We start from the raw sequence: 17862 nt of genomic DNA on the forward strand, positions 1-17862 counted from the left end.
TGCGTTGTTCGACCACGTCCTGGGTGGGGTTCATGATGCGGGTGTAGATGTTGCCGGGCTCGGCCAGCCCGAACAGCGCCGCCGCGTGATCGGTATCGCGGAAGGCATACGAGGTGGTCTGATAGATCGGCAACGCACGCGCGCCGGTGCTGTCGTCGGGCGCCTGACCGGCATGAATCTGCTTGGTCTCGAAAGACCAGGCTGCGGTCGGATCGGGCACTGTGGCGTCGGTCAAGGAAGGCTCCAAAGGTTGTTCGCCGGGATTACTTGGCTATCTGTGCGCGAGCGACAAACAACAACAACACATCTCGGTGACCTCCTACGTGCGCGCTTGCTCCCGGCTCTCGGGAGCCCGGTCCTCACCCGGAGCACCCCACCGCTGCAGGAGGGTTGCCGTCCAGCTAGCCGGGGCTTGGCACTGGCTCTCATGACCTGACCGACATCGTAACCGGCGAGCCCGTCCGGCCCGAACCCCGGCTTCCCATGCCCGGGGTCGGCGGCGGGTGACCTGCGGCGGAATCGGCGGTCGACCGTAATCCGTCTCACACCCGGACCTACCCGCACGGTGAGATCGCCACCAGCAGTACGCTTGTCTTGTTTGCACCAGACGTCTCGCGGACAACACGAGGCGTATACGTTGTCTGTTGAACAGCTGGGGTCCGCTCACAAGCGTGTTCGCCTGGCCGTGCAATGAGGGCACCATCCTAGGAGGACACGAAGATCCATGTCCAAGATCAAGGTTGAAGGCACCGTCGTAGAACTCGACGGCGACGAGATGACCCGGATCATCTGGCAGTTCATCAAGGACAAGCTGATCCACCCGTACCTCGATGTGAACCTCGAGTACTACGACCTCGGCATCGAGTACCGCGACAAGACCGACGACCAGGTCACTGTCGACGCCGCGAACGCCATCAAGAAGCATGGTGTCGGCGTGAAATGTGCCACCATCACCCCCGATGAGGCCCGTGTCGAAGAGTTCGGCCTCAAGAAGATGTGGCGCTCGCCCAACGGCACCATCCGCAACATTCTCGGCGGCACCATCTTCCGCGCGCCGATCATCATCTCCAACGTTCCGCGCCTGGTTCCCGGCTGGACCAAGCCGATCATCATCGGCCGTCACGCCTTCGGTGACCAGTACCGCGCCACCGACTTCAAGGTGTTCCAGGGCGGCACCGTCACGCTGACCTTCACCCCCGAAGACGGCAGCGAGCCGATCGTGCACGAGGTCGTGAAGATGCCCGAGGACGGCGGCGTCGTCATGGGTATGTACAACTTCAAGAAGTCGATCGAGGACTTCGCGCGGGCATCGTTCAACTACGGCCTGCAGCAGAACTACCCGGTCTACATGTCGACGAAGAACACCATCCTGAAGGCCTACGACGGCATGTTCAAGGACACCTTCCAGGAGGTCTTCGACGCCGAGTTCAAGAGCCAGTTCGACGCCGCGGGCCTGACCTACGAGCACCGCCTGATCGACGATATGGTCGCCTCCTCCATGAAGTGGGAGGGCGGCTATGTCTGGGCCTGCAAGAACTATGACGGTGACGTGCAGTCCGACACGGTGGCGCAGGGCTTCGGTTCGCTGGGGCTGATGACCTCGGTGCTGCTGACCCCGGACGGCCGGACCTGTGAGGCCGAGGCCGCGCACGGGACGGTCACCCGGCACTACCGCCAGCACCAGCAGGGCAAGCCGACCTCGACCAACCCGATCGCGTCGATCTTCGCCTGGACCCGCGGCCTCGAGCACCGCGGCAAGCTGGACAACACACCCGAGGTGATCGGTTTCGCGCAGACCCTCGAGGATGTCGTCATCAAGACCGTCGAGGGTGGTCAGATGACCAAGGACCTCGCGCTGCTCGTCGGCGGTGACCAGGGCTACCTGAGCACCGAAGAGTTCCTGGCCGCGCTCGACGCCAACCTGGCGCGCGCCATCCGCTGAGCCGATCCGCTGAGCTGATCTGCCTCGGCAGGACCGCTGCCGGCCGCTGGACGCCCCTACCGAGGCGCCGCGGCCGGCGGACAAGGGTCCGGCTGGATACGGGCACCCCGCACATCACGCGGGGTGCCCGACGTGTTTCTGGGACTCCTTCAGTGAACGCCGACCGGGCGACCGGATGTGAGCAGGCCGGAGACGGCGGTGGTGAAGCTGTCCGCACCGTGACCGAGCTCGGCCTGCTTGTCGAACAGGCGTTGCAGCGGGTCGATGAGTTCGCTGGAGACGCCCTGGTTGTGCGCGGCGGTGCGGATGTTGTCGAGCCCGACACGGTTGGCGGCGAGGTCGGAGAAGTTCACCGGGAACTCCCGTGAGTCGATTTCGGCAGCCAGCGTCGGCAGCAGATCCAGCAGCGAGCGCAGCCACGGGATCAGGTAGTCGGTGGTGAACGTGGTGGCGCCGACGCCCTCGCTGTCCACCATGGCCACCGCTTGGAAGAAGCCACCGAACAGGCCGTACATCCCCGCCAGCACGGCCATATCGTGCAGCCCGGCCAGGCCGGCGTCGGCGCCGAGAAAGTTCACGGTGCCGAGTTCGGCGAGAGTCTCCGAGTGCCGTTGCTCGGCCTCGGGGGAGCCGCTGTAGAGGAAGAGCGTGTCGGTGGTGCCCAGGGTTTGCGGGACGCCGAGGATCGCACCGTCGAGGAAACGCCCGCCGAGTTCGGTGACCAGGCTCGCCAGTTCGCGGGCCTGATCGGGGCGGCCGGTGGCGACATTGAGGATGTCGCGTCCGGCCACCACCTCACCCACTTCGCTCACCAGCGCCGCCGCCGTCGCGGTATCGACGCCGGCGATCACGATCAGCTCGCTCGCGCTGATCGCCTCCTCCGCGGAATTCGCTCGCTGCGCCCCTAGCCCGTCGAGCTGGTCCGCCTTGCCCGGCGTGCGGTTCCACACCGTGGTCGGATGGCCGTTGCGCAGGAACAGCTCGGCGAGCGCGGCGCCGATCCGGCCCAGTCCGAGCACGGTCACCGAAGTGCTGTTGATCGTCATGATGTGACTCCTGTTGCTGGTGATGTCTGTGGGTGGGCCCGACGATGAGTCTTCCGGACTCGGCGGCGTGGGTGTGAGTGGCAGGACTGACGGCCAACGAACGATTACTGCCATAGGCTGATCTCATGACCGCACATGTCGTGGCATTGGCCGTCTCGCCCGGCGAGCTGCACCCCTGGGATCTGTACGAACTCGGCGTGGTTGCCTCGATCTTCGGCACGCCACAACCCGACCTCGCCGACCCTTGGTACGAACTGCGCGTCTGCACGGTGGAATCGCGGCCACGGACCCAGCCGCTCGGCTTCGGTACCTATCTGCGGGCCGAACACGGACGGGAGGAGCTGCTGGCCGCCGACACCGTGATCGTGCCGTCGGTGGCGCACGACTACCTGCGCGACGGCGGCAAGGTCCCGGAGGCGCTGGTCGAGGTGATCGCCGCCGCCCATGACGGGGGAGCGCGCATCGTCGCCCTCTGTGACGGGATCTTCGCGCTGGCCGAGGCGGGCATCCTCACCGGCAGGCGGGTCACCGCGCACTGGGAGCACGCCGCCGCGCTGGCCGAGAGGTATCCGCGGATCGAGGTCGACGATTCGGTGCTGTACGTCGACGATGGCGACGTGCTCACCAGCGCGGGCATGTCGGCGGCGCTGGACCTGTGCCTGCATCTGGTGCGCCGCGACTTCGGCGCGCTGGTCGCCAACCGGCTCGCCCGGCGGATGGTGATCCCGCCGCATCGCTCCGGTGGGCAGGCGCAGTTCGTCGAGTTGTCGGTGCCTCCGTCGGAGTCCGACGACCTCGGTCCGGTACTGCAATGGGCGATGGCCAATCTCGATCAGCCGCTGACGGTCGACACGCTGGCCGCCCGCGCGAATATGAGTCCAAGGACCTTCCATCGGCGGCTCCATCAGTCCAAGGGCGTCACGCCGATGCGCTGGCTGCTCAACCAGCGACTGGCACACGCGCAATCGCTGCTGGAGTCAACGGATTTCGGGATGGAGCGAATCGGCCGGATGTGCGGGCTCGGCACCGCGACGAATCTGCGCAGGCACTTCGTGGCCGTCGTCGGGGTGACCCCTGGCGAGTATCGCCGTACCTTCCGCCGGCGAGATCCGCACGTCGTGGCCGCCTCGTGAACATACCGACCTGAATGTAAAGGTAGAATCGTCCGAATGGCCAGAACCGCACTCTCCAAGCCCGCGCGCCGCACCCAGGAGCAGCGCAGTAGCGAGATGCGGGTCCGGCTGCTCGACGCCACCATCGACTGCCTGGTCGAGTACGGCTATGCGGGCACGACCACGCCGCGTGTCGCCGAACGTGCGGGCGTCACCCGCGGGGCGCAAGTGCACCACTTCGGGTCCAAGAACGACCTGGTTGTCGCGGCCATCAGCCACCTCGCGCAGCGTCGCGCCGAAACCGCGATGCGCGATATGGGCCGGGTGGAGGATGTCGACGATCCGGTCGACGCGGCGCTGGAGTTCCTCTGGGAGCTGCATCAGGGGCCGCTGTTCATCGCCACCGTCGAACTGTGGGTGGCGGGCCGCACCGACCCGGTGCTCGCGGCTGCCATGGAGAAGGTGGAGCCGTTCGTCAACAATGCCGTGCTGCTCGCGGTGGCGCGGTTCGTCCCGGATGAGGTGCGCCGCAAGGATGCCCGCGATTTCGTCTACACCGCGATGGATGCCCTGCGCGGCATCCTGATCTCGAACTTCATCGACCCGGATCCGGATCGGGCGCGCCGCCGCTGGACTCGCGCGAGTGCCCATCTGGGCACGATCGCCGAGGCCGCACTCACCCCGAAGGCGGCTTCGGAGTCGTGAAACGCTGACGCTGCTCTCGGCGGCGGAAGTCGAATGTTATCCGCGGTTGAGCGCGAGCGCTGCCGGCGATTGCGGCTGTCTCGACACCGAGGCAGCTGATTCGCCCTCGGGGTTGGTCCCGGCGGTGTCGGCTGCCGAGATTCGCGCCTGGGCCATTGATGCTCAACGTGGTGGGCGAGCGTGGCGTTGCCTCCGTGTACGTACGTCAGCAGCGCGGTAGTCGGCCTATGTGCCGTCCCGGCGGCGCGGTGGGAATGTTCGGGCACTGCCCTCTACCGGGACCGACGGGCGTTCTTCGGTGGAAAATCAATCGCACCCTTGCGTGCTTACATACACACTCGTATGTTTGTAACTGGTTGAGCCGCGCGGCTGACGCGGTTACCTGCGAGCGGCTCCGAGGACTTCGGGGCGGCACAAGGTGAGGAGTTCGATGGCGAACAAGGTCTACGTCGTCGGTGTCGGGATGACGAAGTTCGAGAAGCCCGGCCGGCGCAAGAACGAAGACGGCAGCGACTGGGATTACCCGGACATGGCACGGGAGTCGGGGACCAAGGCCCTCGCCGACGCCGGAATCGACTACCGCGAAGTGGAACAGGCCTACGTGGGCTACGTCTACGGCGAGTCGACCTCCGGTCAGCGGGCGGTCTATGAGCTGGGCATGACCGGCATCCCGGTGGTGAATGTCAATAACAACTGCTCCACCGGCTCGACAGCGCTCTACCTTGCGGCACAGGCGATTCGGGGCGGCCTGGCCGAGTGCACCCTCGCGCTCGGATTCGAGAAGATGAAGCCGGGTTCGCTGGAATCCACCTGGGACGACCGGGAACAGCCCATGGGCAAGCACATCCTGGCGCTCGCCGAGATCTCCGAAGTGCTGTTTCCGGTGGCGCCGTGGATGTTCGGTGCGGCCGGTCGCGAGCATATGAAGCAGTACGGCAGCACGCCGGAGCATTTCGCGAAGATCGGCTACAAGAACCACAAGCATTCGGTGAACAACCCGTACTCGCAGTTCCAGGACGAGTACACGATGGACGACATCCTCGGCGCGCGGATGATCTACGACCCGCTCACCAAGTTGCAGTGCTCGCCGACCTCCGACGGTTCCGGCGCGGTGATCTTGGCCAGTGAGGCATTCGTGGATTCGCACGATCTGGCCGGACAGGCGGTGGAGATCGTCGGACAATCGATGACCACCGACTACGCCTCGACCTTCGACGGTTCGGCGAAGAACATCATCGGCTACGACATGAACGTGCAGGCCGCGCGCAAGGTCTACGACCAGGCCGGACTGGGCCCGGAGGACTTCCAGGTCATCGAGCTGCACGACTGCTTCTCCGCCAATGAGCTGCTGCTCTACGAGGCGCTGGGCCTGTGCGGTGAGGGTGAGGCCGCCCAGCTGCTCGACGCCGACCAGACCACCTACGGCGGCAAGTGGGTCGTCAACCCGTCGGGCGGACTGATCTCCAAGGGACATCCGCTCGGCGCGACCGGTCTGGCGCAGTGCTCGGAGCTCACCTGGCAGCTGCGCGGCGCGGCCGACAAGCGTCAGGTCGACAACGTCACCGCCGCCTTGCAACACAACATCGGTCTCGGCGGGGCCGCCGTCGTCACCGCCTACCAGCGCGCAGTGCGCTGAAATCCCTGAACCATCCACGAATTCGGACTCGACGAGGAGCACGACCATGGGTCATATCGACGCCACAAAGAATCTGAACGCCGCCCCCGACGCCGTCTGGGCCGTTGTCTCCGATACCGCCACCTGGGACAAGTGGTTCACCATCCACGAGCGCTGGATGGAGGAGCCGCCTGCCGCTCTGACCGCCGGATCCAAGCTGGTCGCCAAGATCTTCATGCTCGGCATGGCCAACAAGATCGAATGGGTGGTCGAGAGCGTCGACGCCCCGAACAAACTGGTGCTCAGCGGTACCGGTATGGCCGGTGTCAAGGTGCGGTTCTCCTTCGAGATCCAGCCGGAGGGCGCGGGCAGCAAGTTCTCCGTCGACGGTGATTTCGAGGGCGCACTGATCAAGGGCGCGCTCGGCAAGGCGGTCGAAAAGGACGGCGCCAAGCAGCTGGACAAGACCCTCGAGCAGCTCGACGCACTGGCGTCGGTCTGAATCCGGGCGCGCACATGACGACCGAAACAGCGGGCAAAAGCGTCGAATTCGACGACTCCGGTCTGAACGTCTGGTCCGATGATGAGCGTTTCGAGGTCACCGCTGAGCGGATCGCCGAATACGCGGCCGCGACCAACGATCCGATCCCCGCCCATCTCGCCGGTGAGGTCGCCTCGCCGGTGTTCGGCATCGTTCCGGTCTTCGAGGCCATGATGATGCCGGTCATCGACGTGGTCCCGATGGACATCTTCGGCCGGGTCGTGCACGGCGAGCAGGATTTCCATTTCCATCGCCCGATCCGTCCCGGTGACAAGCTGGTCTCGCGGGCCAAGGCGATCGGTTACGAGGGGCGCGAGAACGGCACCTCGATCACCATCGTCATCGAATGCCGCACCGAGGATGGTGAACTGGTCAACGAGCAGTACCTGACCGCGTTCTTCCGCAATATCGATGTCGGCGCCAAGGTCGGCGAGTCGGCACCTGCGCACAAGTTCGATCCGGCACTGGCCGAGCAGCCGCCGCTGGTGACGGTCGCCCACCATGTGGATCACGACCAGACCTACCGCTACGCGCCCGCCTCCGGTGACCCGGTCCCGCTGCACCTCGACGAACAGGTGGCCAAGGACGCGGGCCTGCCCGGCATCATCGCGCACGGTCTGTGCACCATGGCGATGTCGTCCTGGGGTGTGCTCACCGAGGTCGCGGGATCGGATGTGCATCGGCTGAAACGGTTCGCGGTGCGGTTCTCGAAGATGGTGTTCCCCGACGACGATCTGGAGACCCAGATCTGGCGGGTAGGTGCCGAGGACGGCGTCACCACCTACGCGTTCCGGACCGCGCGCGGTGCGGATCTGGTGCTCACCGACGGGCTCGCGGTCGTCGCCGACTGATCCGGTCATGGTCGGTGGTCCAGCGACATTACGCGGGGCCTCCGGATCAGGCTCATCGAACACCGACTGATCACTTCGCTGCGGCGCCGGCGCCGACAGTCCGGCGCCGCGGCGTTTCCCCTCAGCTGTGAAGGAGTTTCGAAACATGGGTGCACTCGAAGGACGGGTTGCCGTGATCACCGGCGCGGGCCGGGGGATCGGCCGCGAACACGCACTGCTGTTCGCCGCCGAAGGCGCCGCGGTGGTCGTCAACGACCTCGGTGGAAGCAATGCCGGTGAGGGCTCCGATGTGGGCCCAGCGCAAGAGGTGGCCGACGAGATCGTGGCCGCGGGCGGTCGCGCGGTGGCCAATACCGAGAACATCGCCACCTGGAACGGGGCGAAGAACCTGGTCGATCAGGCAGTCGCCGAGTTCGGCACGCTCGACATCGTCGTCAACAACGCGGGTATCCTGCGCGACGGTTTCGTCGCAGGCCTCGAGGAATCCCAGTGGGACGCCGTGATCGCGGTCCATCTCAAGGGCCACGCCGCGGTGCTGCATCACGCCGCCGCGTACTGGAAGGACCAGAGCAAAGCGGGCAATCAGCCCGATGCCGCGGTGATCAATACGGCCTCCGCGTCCGGTGTCACCATCCCCAACCCTGGCCAGGCCAATTACGGCGCAGCGAAGGCGGGCATCGCGGCATTGACGCTGGTCGCCGCTGACGAGCTCGAACGCTACGGCGTCCGTGTCAACGCCATCGCCCCCATGGCGCGCACCCGACTCACCCTCGCCACCCCTGGCATGGGCGCCATCTTCGCCGCAGAGGTCGAGGAGGGCGAGTTCGATGCGTTCAGCCCGGCCAATATCTCCCCGCTCGTGGCCTATCTGGCCTCGGAGAAATGCCCGATCACGGGGAAGGTGTTCGCGGTCCAGGGCGGCGCCATCTCCGAGCTGGCAGGCTGGCATGACGTGAAGACCATCGAGGCCGACGGGCCGTGGCTGATCGACGATATCGCCGCCCGGCTGCCCTGATATCACCACCGAGCACAGGAGAACGACGATGTTCGAATGGTCCGAGACCGACGAGATGATCCGCGAGGCGGTGCGGACCTTCATCGACAAGGAGGTCCGCCCCAACCTCGATGCCCTCGACAGCGGTGAGATGACGCCCTACCCGATCCTGCGGAAGTTGTTCGCGGACTTCGGGATCGAGGCGATGGGTGCCGAGGCCGTCGGCAAGCTGCTGGCCAAACAGCGCACACGCGAGGAAGCCCTGGCGGCGGGGGAGGAGCTGCCGGAGAAGAAGTCCTCGGGCGGTTCGAGTCCGTTCGCCGGCCAGGAATCGCTGATGGCGGTGCTGATCGGGGAGCTGTCCGGGGTGTGTATGGGTCTGGTGACGGCGCTCGGTGTGAGCATCGGGCTCGGCGCGACCACGATCATGTCCCGCGGCACGCTCGCGCAGAAGGAGCGCTGGCTCGCCGATATCGTCACCTTGAAGAAGGTGGCCTCCTGGGCGATCACCGAGCCGGATTCCGGGTCCGACGCGTTCGGCGGGATGAAGACCTACGTCAAACGCGACGGGGAGGACTACATCCTCAACGGCCAGAAGACCTTCATCACCAACGGCCCCTTCGCCGACGTGATGATCGTCTACGCCAAGCTCGACGAGGGCGACGCGAACATCGACAAGCGCGATCGCAAGGTGCTCACCTTCGTGCTCGACAAGGGTATGGAGGGCCTCACCCAGGGCAAACCCTTCAAGAAGATGGGTCTGCATTCCTCGCCGACCGGTGAGCTGTTCTTCGACAACGTCCGAGTGGGTCGCGACCGGCTGCTGGGTGAGACCGAAGAACACAAGGGTGGCGACGGACGCGACAGCGCACGTTCCAGCTTCACCGCCGAACGCGTCGGGGTGGCGTTCATGGCGCTCGGCATCATCAACGAATGCCATCGGCTCTGCATCGACTACGCCAAGAACCGCAAGCTGTGGGGTCAGGAGATCGGCCGCTTCCAGCTGGTCCAGCTCAAGCTGGCCACGATGGAGGTCGCGCGGATCAACGTGCAGAACATGGTGTTCAGCATCCTCGAGCGCGGTCGCGCCGGTAAGCCGCCGACGCTGGCGGAGGCCTCGGCGATGAAGCTGTACGCGTCCGAGGCCGCTACCGAGGTCGCGATGGAGGCGGTGCAGTTGTTCGGCGGCAACGGCTATATGACCGAGTATCGAGTCGAACAGCTGGCGCGGGATGCCAAGTCGCTGATGATCTATGCGGGCAGCAACGAGATTCAGGTGACGCATGTCGCCAAGGGGCTGCTGGCATAAGACGGTGGTGTGAACGCCGCCCACCCGCAGCAGGTGGGCGGCGTTTCGGCTCTCTCAGCTGAGAGCGCCGTCGTAATCGGGAAGCTTGAAGGTCGTCTCGGCATGTCCACCCGCGAGGTCGGAGGGGCTGTTGCCGATATTGGCGACGATCGTGTAGCCGTCGGACTCGATATCTCTGCGGGCGCCGGTCTTGTACTGCTCCAGCCCTGTGGATCCGGCTGAGAGCGTAGTCAGCGGACTGCCGTAGAGACCGTCGACCGGGTAACCGACGGCGGAGAGGTTGTGCTGGGTGTAGATGTTCACCAGTTCGGGCCGCCCGGTGACGAATATGATCGCCGCGCCCTGCCCCTTGGCCCAGGTGGCCAGCCGCAGGATCGGGTCCATGGCGGGGATGATGACGCCCGGGTTGTATTGAGTCTCCAGCGAGGTGTTGTCGATATCGAGAACGATGGCGGGGCGGGTGGCGCCGGGTAGCCGCTGCGCGAGCTCGGCCTGTGCCTGGTCGGCCACCGTCTGTACCTCGCCGATCCACTGCTCATATGAGGGGAGCGCGCCGCCGGAGCCGGAGGGTGTGCCGGAATCGGCGGAGTCCGTGGGGGTTTCGGTACCACCGGAGTGTGGGCGGGAATTGGGAGTGCGCGAGGGCGATTCGGTGTCGTCATCGGTCCTCGACGACGATCCGGTGTCGTCGTCGGAGCGCGAGGATGAACCGGTGTCGTCGTCCGACGATGAGCCGGAATCGCGGGATCCCGATGACGAGCCGGATTTACCCGATCCCGACGCGGAACCGGACTTCCCCGAACCCGACGATGATCCGGACTTTGCCGACCCTGACGCCGACCCCGACTTCGCCGACCCCGTGGCCGACCCGGATTTCGCGGACCCCGACGACGAACCGGTATCACCGGGCAGAATGGACGAACCGGTATCGGCCAGTGCAGGCAGCGGAATGATGAGAGTGACGGCGACGCCGAGAGCAACGCCTGCGATGGAGCGCTTCATGATCGGAAGTTAGCGCCCGGCTAGCATGAAGCGTGGGCGTTTCACAATGCTGAGACGAGCCCGTGATCTCGCGCCCCGCGCCGTCGAGCGCCATCACTGGCTCGGGCGAGCGCGGCAACCGCAGGCCGACCCCGGTGACGAGTCGCACACCGTGGCACTGCTCGGCTCGGCTGATCGGCCGAATGGCCGGGCAGACGCCTTCGCCGCGCCGGCCCGCAGCTCAGCGGGCTATCAGGGTCGGCCGTTAAGCTCGGGCGAATGACGGCACTACCCGGCACGTTGATCACGGTTGTCGATGATCTGGACGCGGTGACCACGCGTGGACCCGAGGACGAACCGACGGCGGCGGGGCTGACGCGCGGGGACGTCGAGACGGTCTGGGCGTCGGTGCAGGACTGGTATCGGATGGGGACCACGCCCGCGATTCAGGTCTGCGTGCGGCGGCACGGTGCGATCGTGTTGAACCGGACCATCGGGCACGGCTGGGGGAACGGGCCGGGTGACGGTCCTGATGCGGAGAAGGTCCTCGCCACACCGGATACGCCGTTCTGCGGGTTCTCCACCGCCAAAGGTGTCGCCGGAACCCTCATGTTCATGCTCGTCGAGCAGGGTGCGTTCGGTGTGAACGACCCTGTCTGCGAGTACATTCCGGAGTTCGCGGCCCATGGCAAAGAATCGATCACCATCGGCGATGTGCTGTCGCATTCGGCGGGCGTGCCGTTCATGACGCCGCCGTACCGTGCCATCGACGTGGTGGTCGACGAGGATCTCGCGGTGCAGGCGCTCGCGGACCTCGTGCCGAGCTGGCGGCCGGGCCGTTTCCGGGTGTATCACGCGCTGACCGGAGGTTTGATCCAACGCCTGCTGGTGCGCCGGGCGACCGGAAAACCGATGCGTGAACATCTTGCCGAGCAGGTCCTCGATCCGCTCGGCTTCCGATGGAACAACTTCGGCGTGCGCCCCGAGGACGTCGACAAGGTCGTGCCGAGTGTGAAAACCGGGCCAGGACCGTCGCGGGTCTCGAAGTTTCTCGCGCGCAAGGCACTCGGCGGCGGAATGGGTGGCGCGGCAGTGTCCAAGGAGGCCAACGCGGCCTTCCTCACCGCCGAACTCCCCTCCGGCAACCTCGTCACCACCGCCTTCGAACTGTCGCGTTTCTACGAAATCCTCGCCCGCGGCGGTGAACTCGACGGCATCCGCATCATCGACCCCGCCACCCTGCACGCTGCCGTCCGGCCCGCCTACCGCATGCCGGGAGCCGCGGGCCGAGTCTCCTGCGCTGGATTCGAACTGGGCGCTGGCCGCTCCAAATTCGGCCGCAACACCCAGTCCCATTTCGGCCGTAGTGGTTTGACCACCCAATACGGCTGGGCCGACCCCGCCCGCGCCCTCTCCGGCGCCATCCTCACCAGCGGCAAAGCCACCACCGACACGACCCGCCCCTGGCAGCTGGTCGCCCAGATCTCCGACCTCACCGGTTAGCCGCAGCCAACCCGGGGCGGAGGTTGCGCCGATGAACTGTAAGGTCAGCGGCGTGGGGTGGAATTCACATGGCTCGGCGGCGAAGCTCGTCATGGTGATCGCGGCTGCCGCGATGATCGCCGCATCGCTGACCGGCTGCGCACAACGAATCACCGGTGACGCGAACGCCGCCGGAACCGCGGCGACCTACCGTCAAGGTCTGTCCGCAGAGCAGCGAGCGGCACTGCGAGTGTCCGATCAGATCAGGCGCCTCGATCCGTGCGGGTTCATCAACGATGCGGCGATCGCAACCCTCGGCACACCTGCGTACTTCGGTGGCAGTCAAGGGTTCGACGAATGTCATATCGCGTTTCGGCCGAAAATCGGAGCCGCCGGGATCACCGGGGTGGGGTCGACCTGAGCCATCACTCCGTGAATGCGCCGAACGACACGATCGACGGAACGCCGGTTCACTTCGAGCGGGGATCCATTAACTCGACACAGAAAACGCTCGGTCTGCTCGACTACGCCCAGTCCGAGGGTGAAGCCGTCACTGTCTCAGGGGTCCGTGCGGTGCGCAAGTCCAACAGCTGCACCATGGACCTGTACCTGGGTGAAAATGATCCGCGGACAGTGGACATAGGTGCCGACGGCCCTCCGCCCGCGAACCAAGGGCGAGCCGATACCTGGGCCGATGTCGTCGAACTCACCGGCAGCCGTGGGTGCCCAGGCCTGATGCGGGTTGCCGAGGCCGTGGTCTCCGCGTACAAATCCGCCTGAGCAGCCGCCGACTCACACCGCGCGTAGGTGATTGCGGCTGGCGTAGATGTGTTCGGCGATGAGGGTGGCGATACGGTCGGGGGCTTCGAGCATGGGGACGTGGCCGACGCCGTTGACCAGGATGCGGTCGGCGGATTCGGGGAGTTCGCGCAGGTAGCGGCGGGCGTAGACGCGGTTGGGGATGATGCGGTCGGTTTCGGCGAGCAACAGGCGTACCGGGGTCGTCAGGTCCGACACGTTGTCCATGACCGATGCCCGCAGGCTGCCGAGGATCATCGGAACCATCGCCGGGCAGTGCAGTGCCGCTGTGATCTGGGCAGCGAGGTCGCGGCGGGGTACCGCGCTGATGTTCTTGCTCAGCAGGAGCCCGACGGCCAGCTGGATGATCCGGTTGTTCGCCGGGAATCCGCCCAGCCGCTTGCCCAGCTGTACCAGCGGAATCAGCGACGCGAACTTCATGCCCACCCGGATCTGGGTGAACGAGGGCGAATTCCAGCCACCGGCCGGTGCGATCGCGGTCAGGGTGCGGGCTCGGCCGCGGCGCGCCAGTTCGAAACCGACCCAGGCGCCCAGCGAATTGCCGGCGATATGGCAGGTGCGCCAACCGAGTTCGTCCAGCTGCGCCTCGATCTGATCGGCGAAATCGCGGAACTCGAGGGTCCGCCCGGTGAACTCGGGTCCGCCCCAGTGTCCGATGAACGCGGGGGCGAATACTTCGCAGTGCGAGGACAATCGGGTCGCGACCTGCTCCCAGCAATGCGGTGAGAGCATGAATCCGTGCAACAGCAGCACCGGGTCACCGGACCCGACGTGCAGCGCCTTGATCGGCACGAGTGGGGAAGTGGGCTTGGAGGTGCCTGACGTCATCGTCATCACCCCTTCCTGGCGCGATGGTCCTCGGGGAGTGTCGGTGCATTGCATTGTACGGTCGTCGGGTGCCCCACATCATCTCGACAGTGAACGTCAACGGCGTGCGCGCGGCTGCGGGCAAAGGGATGCTCGCCTGGCTCGCCGCCACCGAAGCCGACATCATCTGTCTACAGGAGACCCGCGCGACCGACGAGCAGGTCGCGGCCGCGCTGGCGCCCGCGCTGGAGCGGGGCTGGCAACTCTCGCACGCAGAACCGGACGCCAAGGGCAGGGCAGGGGTGGGGGTGCTGTCGCGGCGGGCGCCGCTGTCGGTACGCACCGCGATCACCCCGGACAGCGAATTCGCGGCGACCGGCCGTTTCATCGAGGTCGAGTTCGATGAGGTGACGGTGGCGAGTGTGTACGTGCACACCGGCGAGGCTGGCACCGAGCGTCAGGAGGCGAAGTACCGGTTCCTGGCCGAGATCGGTGCGCATCTGAGCACCGTGACCGGCGACTACGTCATCGCGGGAGACTGGAACATCGCCCACACCGAGCGTGACATCAGGAACTGGAAGGGCAACCTGAAGAAGTCGGGCTTCCTCCCGGAGGAGCGCGCCTGGCTCGACGTGCAGCTGGCGGCGGGTTATGTCGACGTGGTGCGGTCACTGCATCCCGAGGACGACGGACCGTACAGCTGGTGGTCCTACCGTGGCCGCGCCTTCGACAACGACGCGGGCTGGCGCATCGACTATCACCTGGCCACCCCCGGACTGGCCGAGCGGGCAAAGCAGGCGATCGTCGAACGCGCCGACGACTACCACCAGCGCTGGTCCGACCACGCGCCGGTCACCGTGCAGTACCGCTGACCCCGCGGTCGCGAGCAACACCGCCGAACGTGCAGTAACGAAGAAAGCAGGAGCTGTGAAAGCCAAGGTCATCCGTGTCCTGTCGGCGGTGGGCACGGTGGTGCTCGCCGTACTCGTCGCGCTGCTGGCGACCAAGGGCGGTGACGATACGAGCACCGACGCGTCGACCACGTCTACCCGGACGGCCGTCACCAGCGCCGCGTCACCAGCCGACATGCCGCGCGACACCGGGAAGGGCTCCACAGCACCGGTGGCGTCCAAGGCGCCCGGCGTCCCCGACCGCGCGTATACGACGTTGCGGGAGATCGACGCGGGTCGCTGGCCCGGCTCGGCGAACTCGCCGGGCACCAAGGGCGGCGACCGGTTCTACAACCGTGGTGGCGACCTGCCTGCCAAGGACTCCGACGGTAAGGCGATCACATATCAGGAATGGGACGTCAATCCCAAGCAACCCGGACGCTCACGCGACGCCGAACGCATCGTTACCGGAAGTGACGGTTCGGCGTGGTACACCGGTGACCACTACGAAACCTTCACGAGGATGCGCTGATGACCATCGCGTTATCGCAGTTCCTGACCCCGGACCTGTCGTCGGCTCCGGTCGCACGCAAGCCGGCGCCGGTCTTCGGGGTGCTCGATGTGGGGGCGCCCGAGTTCAGTGGCGTCCGGTATCAGGCGCCGTCGGGATACCGGGTGCGCGAACTCCGCGGAAAGAAGATGCGCACGGTGGCGGGCGTCCTCGACGAGTTCGCGGCCGCGCTCCAGTTCCCCTACTACTTCGGCAACAACAAAGACGCCTTCGACGACTGCCTTCGTGACCTCGACGACTGGCTCGGATCGGCCGAGGGATATGTCGTCGTGGTGCGTGACGGTGGTCAGCTCCTTGCCGACGCCCCGGCCGACCGTGCGTGGCTCGCCTCGGCGCTGCACGCCGGGGCGGACTATTGGGCGCACCGGGAGGTCGTGTTCCGGGTGGTCGTGCAGGGTGAGCCGGCGGGGTTGCCCGCGGTCGGGCTACACCTCTGAGCCGGGCTCGTCCTGCTGCTCGACGCTGCCCCGCAGCGCCGATTCGCCGAGCCTGTGGGCCAGATCCTCGCCGAGCAGCACGAACACATCGGTGGTGTAGTCGATCAGTTCGTCCCGGCTGATCGGCAGATCGCCGCGCAGCCAGCCGGTCAACGTCTGGACCAGGCCACCGACCAGGTAGGTGGCCCGGAAATCGATCACCGGATCCGGCTCGGGGTCGGTGATGCCGTAGAACTCGACACCCTCCGTGGCGACCAGGCGCGCGAATACCCGCACCGTTTCGGTGGTGCGCGCCCGCAGCTCGGGGGTCGCCATGCCGGCAACCAACGCCACCTCCGCCTTACGCGGGTCGTCGGTGAGCAGGTGGATCCCCGCGGTGATCGCCGCATGCGCTTTCGCCCTGGTATCCGCTGGCGCGGTGTGTAGTGACGCGACGATCACCGTGGCCAGTTCCTCGGCGATGCCGTCGATCAGTGCGGTCAGCACGGCGTCGCGGCTGTCGAAGCTTTCGTAGTAGTACCGTTCGTTGAGCCCGGCACGGGTGCACAGCCCGGAGACGGTGAGCTTGGCCAAGCCCTGGGTGCCGATGATCTCGAGCGCCGCCTCCAGCAGCGCGCGACGCCGCTGCGCCCGGCGCGCGTCGGCAGAGATCCCCCCATAGGTCCGCTGCGCAGTCACGGGTTCGATTCTGACACGGATGCCATGCGAAGATCGGGGGCATGTCCAGTCCTGCCTCCAGCCCGGTCGCCGCCGGTGAACGCAAACAGCGGGTCCTGTCCGGGATCCAGCCGACCAGCTCCTCGTTCCATCTCGGCAACTACCTCGGTGCGCTTCAGTACTGGGTGACCATGCAGGACGACTACGACGCGCTGTACTTCATCCCGAACATGCATGCCATCACTGTGCCGCAGGAGCCCAAGGAGCTGCGCCTGCGTACGCGCAGGTCGGTCGCCCAGCTGCTGGCCATCGGCATCGATCCCGAGCGGTCGACGCTGTTCGTGCAGAGCCAGGTGCCCGAGCACGCCGAGCTGACCTGGGTCCTGAGCTGCCTCACCGGATTCGGCGAGGCGAGCCGGATGACGCAGTTCAAGGACAAGTCGGTCAAACAGGGAGCGGAGAACGCGACCGTCGGCCTGTTCACCTATCCGGTGCTGATGGCCGCCGACATCCTGCTCTACCGGCCGCATCAGGTGCCCGTCGGTGAGGATCAGCGTCAGCATCTGGAACTGACCCGGAATCTGGCCCAGCGGTTCAACACTCGGTTCAAGAAGACCTTCGTCGTGCCGGAGCCGCATATCGTCAAGGGCACCGCCAAGATCTACGACCTGCAGGATCCGACGGCGAAGATGAGCAAATCGGCCAATACCGACGCCGGTCTGATCAACCTGCTCGACGATCCGAAGGTGACGGCCAAGAAGATTCGCTCCGCGGTCACCGACACCGAACGCGAGATCCGCTACGACCCCGACGCCAAGCCTGGTGTCAGCAATCTGCTGGTGATCCTCGGCTCGCTCACCGACACCCCGATCGTCACTCTGGAAAAGGAGTACGAGGGCAAGGGCTACGGCGATCTGAAATCCGACGTCGCCGACGCGCTGGTCGAATTTGTCACGCCCTTGCAGGCGAAGGTGGAAGAGTACATGGCGGATCAGGGCGAACTCGACCGCATCCTCGCCGCGGGCGCGGAGCGTGCACGAGAGATCGCCGGCAACACCCTCGCACAGGTTTATGACCGGGTGGGTTTCCTGACCCGCTAGACC

General features: G+C 66.1%; 21 protein-coding genes and 1 riboswitch. Of the genes, 16 read left to right on the forward strand and 5 right to left on the reverse strand.

The window, feature by feature from the left end:
* Positions 1–235, reverse strand: a 235-nt coding sequence (locus GV792_RS25290; protein WP_175584785.1) for a PLP-dependent transferase, incomplete at its 3' end; no start/stop codon positions are given.
* Positions 236–322: 87 nt separating this feature from the next.
* Positions 323–433, reverse strand: a riboswitch (SAM riboswitch).
* A 291-nt stretch (positions 434–724) separates the two neighbouring features.
* Here GV792_RS25290 and GV792_RS25295 point away from each other — a divergent pair.
* Positions 725–1942 (forward strand): NADP-dependent isocitrate dehydrogenase, encoded by a 1218-nt coding sequence (locus GV792_RS25295; protein ID WP_163827143.1) that lies wholly within the window; start codon positions 725–727, stop codon positions 1940–1942.
* A gap of 149 nt (positions 1943–2091) precedes the next feature.
* Here GV792_RS25295 and GV792_RS25300 read toward each other — a convergent pair whose 3' ends face one another.
* Positions 2092–3012, reverse strand: a complete 921-nt coding sequence (locus tag GV792_RS25300) for an NAD(P)-dependent oxidoreductase (RefSeq protein WP_375154353.1) — start codon at positions 3010–3012, stop codon at positions 2092–2094.
* A 101-nt stretch (positions 3013–3113) separates the two neighbouring features.
* Between GV792_RS25300 and GV792_RS25305 the strand changes: the two genes are divergently transcribed.
* The 7 genes from GV792_RS25305 (at position 3114) to GV792_RS25335 (ending at position 10115) form a co-directional block, all read left to right on the forward strand.
* The gene (locus GV792_RS25305; protein ID WP_163827147.1) at positions 3114–4121 is read left to right on the forward strand and encodes a helix-turn-helix domain-containing protein; all 1008 of its coding nucleotides are present in this window, start codon (positions 3114–3116) and stop codon (positions 4119–4121) included.
* A 36-nt stretch (positions 4122–4157) separates the two neighbouring features.
* Complete coding sequence (locus tag GV792_RS25310) at positions 4158–4805, forward strand: TetR/AcrR family transcriptional regulator (protein WP_163827149.1); 648 nt, start codon at positions 4158–4160, stop codon at positions 4803–4805.
* A 430-nt stretch (positions 4806–5235) separates the two neighbouring features.
* On the forward strand, positions 5236–6441 hold the full coding sequence (locus tag GV792_RS25315; protein ID WP_163827151.1) for a lipid-transfer protein: 1206 nt from the start codon (positions 5236–5238) through the stop codon (positions 6439–6441).
* A 46-nt stretch (positions 6442–6487) separates the two neighbouring features.
* On the forward strand, positions 6488–6922 hold the full coding sequence (locus tag GV792_RS25320) for a type II toxin-antitoxin system Rv0910 family toxin (RefSeq protein WP_163827153.1): 435 nt from the start codon (positions 6488–6490) through the stop codon (positions 6920–6922).
* Positions 6923–6936: 14 nt separating this feature from the next.
* Positions 6937–7812, forward strand: a complete 876-nt coding sequence (locus tag GV792_RS25325; protein WP_163827155.1) for a MaoC/PaaZ C-terminal domain-containing protein — start codon at positions 6937–6939, stop codon at positions 7810–7812.
* Positions 7813–7957: 145 nt separating this feature from the next.
* Positions 7958–8827, forward strand: coding sequence for an SDR family oxidoreductase (locus GV792_RS25330; RefSeq protein ID WP_163827157.1), 870 nt, complete (start codon positions 7958–7960; stop codon positions 8825–8827).
* Positions 8828–8855: 28 nt separating this feature from the next.
* Positions 8856–10115, forward strand: a complete 1260-nt coding sequence (locus GV792_RS25335; protein WP_163827159.1) for an acyl-CoA dehydrogenase family protein — start codon at positions 8856–8858, stop codon at positions 10113–10115.
* Between the two features lie 54 nt (positions 10116–10169).
* On the opposite strand, the gene GV792_RS30260 is transcribed toward GV792_RS25335, so the two are convergent.
* A complete protein-coding gene (locus tag GV792_RS30260; protein ID WP_163827161.1) occupies positions 10170–10625 on the reverse strand; it encodes an HAD family acid phosphatase in 456 nt (151 codons plus the stop codon).
* Between the two features lie 124 nt (positions 10626–10749).
* Between GV792_RS30260 and GV792_RS30265 the strand changes: the two genes are divergently transcribed.
* The 4 genes from GV792_RS30265 (at position 10750) to GV792_RS25360 (ending at position 13358) form a co-directional block, all read left to right on the forward strand.
* Complete coding sequence (locus tag GV792_RS30265) at positions 10750–11130, forward strand: hypothetical protein (RefSeq protein ID WP_163827163.1); 381 nt, start codon at positions 10750–10752, stop codon at positions 11128–11130.
* A 245-nt stretch (positions 11131–11375) separates the two neighbouring features.
* Positions 11376–12599: a serine hydrolase gene (locus GV792_RS25350; RefSeq protein ID WP_163827165.1), complete on the forward strand. Its 1224-nt coding sequence runs from the start codon at positions 11376–11378 to the stop codon at positions 12597–12599.
* Between the two features lie 31 nt (positions 12600–12630).
* The gene (locus GV792_RS25355) at positions 12631–12999 is read left to right on the forward strand and encodes a hypothetical protein (RefSeq protein WP_163827167.1); all 369 of its coding nucleotides are present in this window, start codon (positions 12631–12633) and stop codon (positions 12997–12999) included.
* 11 nt (positions 13000–13010) lie between these two features.
* A complete protein-coding gene (locus tag GV792_RS25360) occupies positions 13011–13358 on the forward strand; it encodes a hypothetical protein (RefSeq protein WP_163827169.1) in 348 nt (115 codons plus the stop codon).
* A 12-nt stretch (positions 13359–13370) separates the two neighbouring features.
* Here the strand turns inward: GV792_RS25360 and GV792_RS25365 are convergent, their stop codons facing one another.
* Positions 13371–14231 carry an alpha/beta fold hydrolase gene (locus tag GV792_RS25365; RefSeq protein ID WP_256668298.1) on the reverse strand — a complete coding sequence of 287 codons (861 nt, stop codon included), beginning with the start codon at positions 14229–14231 and terminating at the stop codon, positions 13371–13373.
* A 17-nt stretch (positions 14232–14248) separates the two neighbouring features.
* Between GV792_RS25365 and GV792_RS25370 the strand changes: the two genes are divergently transcribed.
* Genes GV792_RS25370 through GV792_RS25380 form a run of 3 tightly spaced genes read left to right on the forward strand, consistent with a single transcriptional unit; the run spans position 14249 to position 16102 of the window.
* Positions 14249–15076 (forward strand): exodeoxyribonuclease III, encoded by an 828-nt coding sequence (locus tag GV792_RS25370; protein WP_163827171.1) that lies wholly within the window; start codon positions 14249–14251, stop codon positions 15074–15076.
* Positions 15077–15131: 55 nt separating this feature from the next.
* The gene (locus GV792_RS25375) at positions 15132–15626 is read left to right on the forward strand and encodes a ribonuclease domain-containing protein (RefSeq protein ID WP_163827173.1); all 495 of its coding nucleotides are present in this window, start codon (positions 15132–15134) and stop codon (positions 15624–15626) included.
* Positions 15626–16102, forward strand: coding sequence for a barstar family protein (locus GV792_RS25380; RefSeq protein WP_163827175.1), 477 nt, complete (start codon positions 15626–15628; stop codon positions 16100–16102). The genes GV792_RS25375 and GV792_RS25380 overlap by 1 nt, the downstream gene beginning before the upstream one ends.
* Here the strand turns inward: GV792_RS25380 and GV792_RS25385 are convergent.
* On the reverse strand, positions 16091–16780 hold the full coding sequence (locus GV792_RS25385; RefSeq protein ID WP_163827177.1) for a TetR/AcrR family transcriptional regulator: 690 nt from the start codon (positions 16778–16780) through the stop codon (positions 16091–16093). The two genes, GV792_RS25380 and GV792_RS25385, sit on opposite strands and share 12 nt — an antisense overlap.
* Before the next feature lie 41 nt (positions 16781–16821).
* Here GV792_RS25385 and trpS point away from each other — a divergent pair, with 41 nt between their 5' ends.
* On the forward strand, positions 16822–17859 hold the full coding sequence (gene trpS, locus GV792_RS25390) for a tryptophan--tRNA ligase (protein ID WP_163827179.1): 1038 nt from the start codon (positions 16822–16824) through the stop codon (positions 17857–17859).
* Positions 17860–17862 lie beyond the last annotated feature (3 nt).

The organism is Nocardia cyriacigeorgica, from assembly GCF_010868145.1.
GTDB classification, from domain to species: domain Bacteria; phylum Actinomycetota; class Actinomycetes; order Mycobacteriales; family Mycobacteriaceae; genus Nocardia; species Nocardia cyriacigeorgica_D.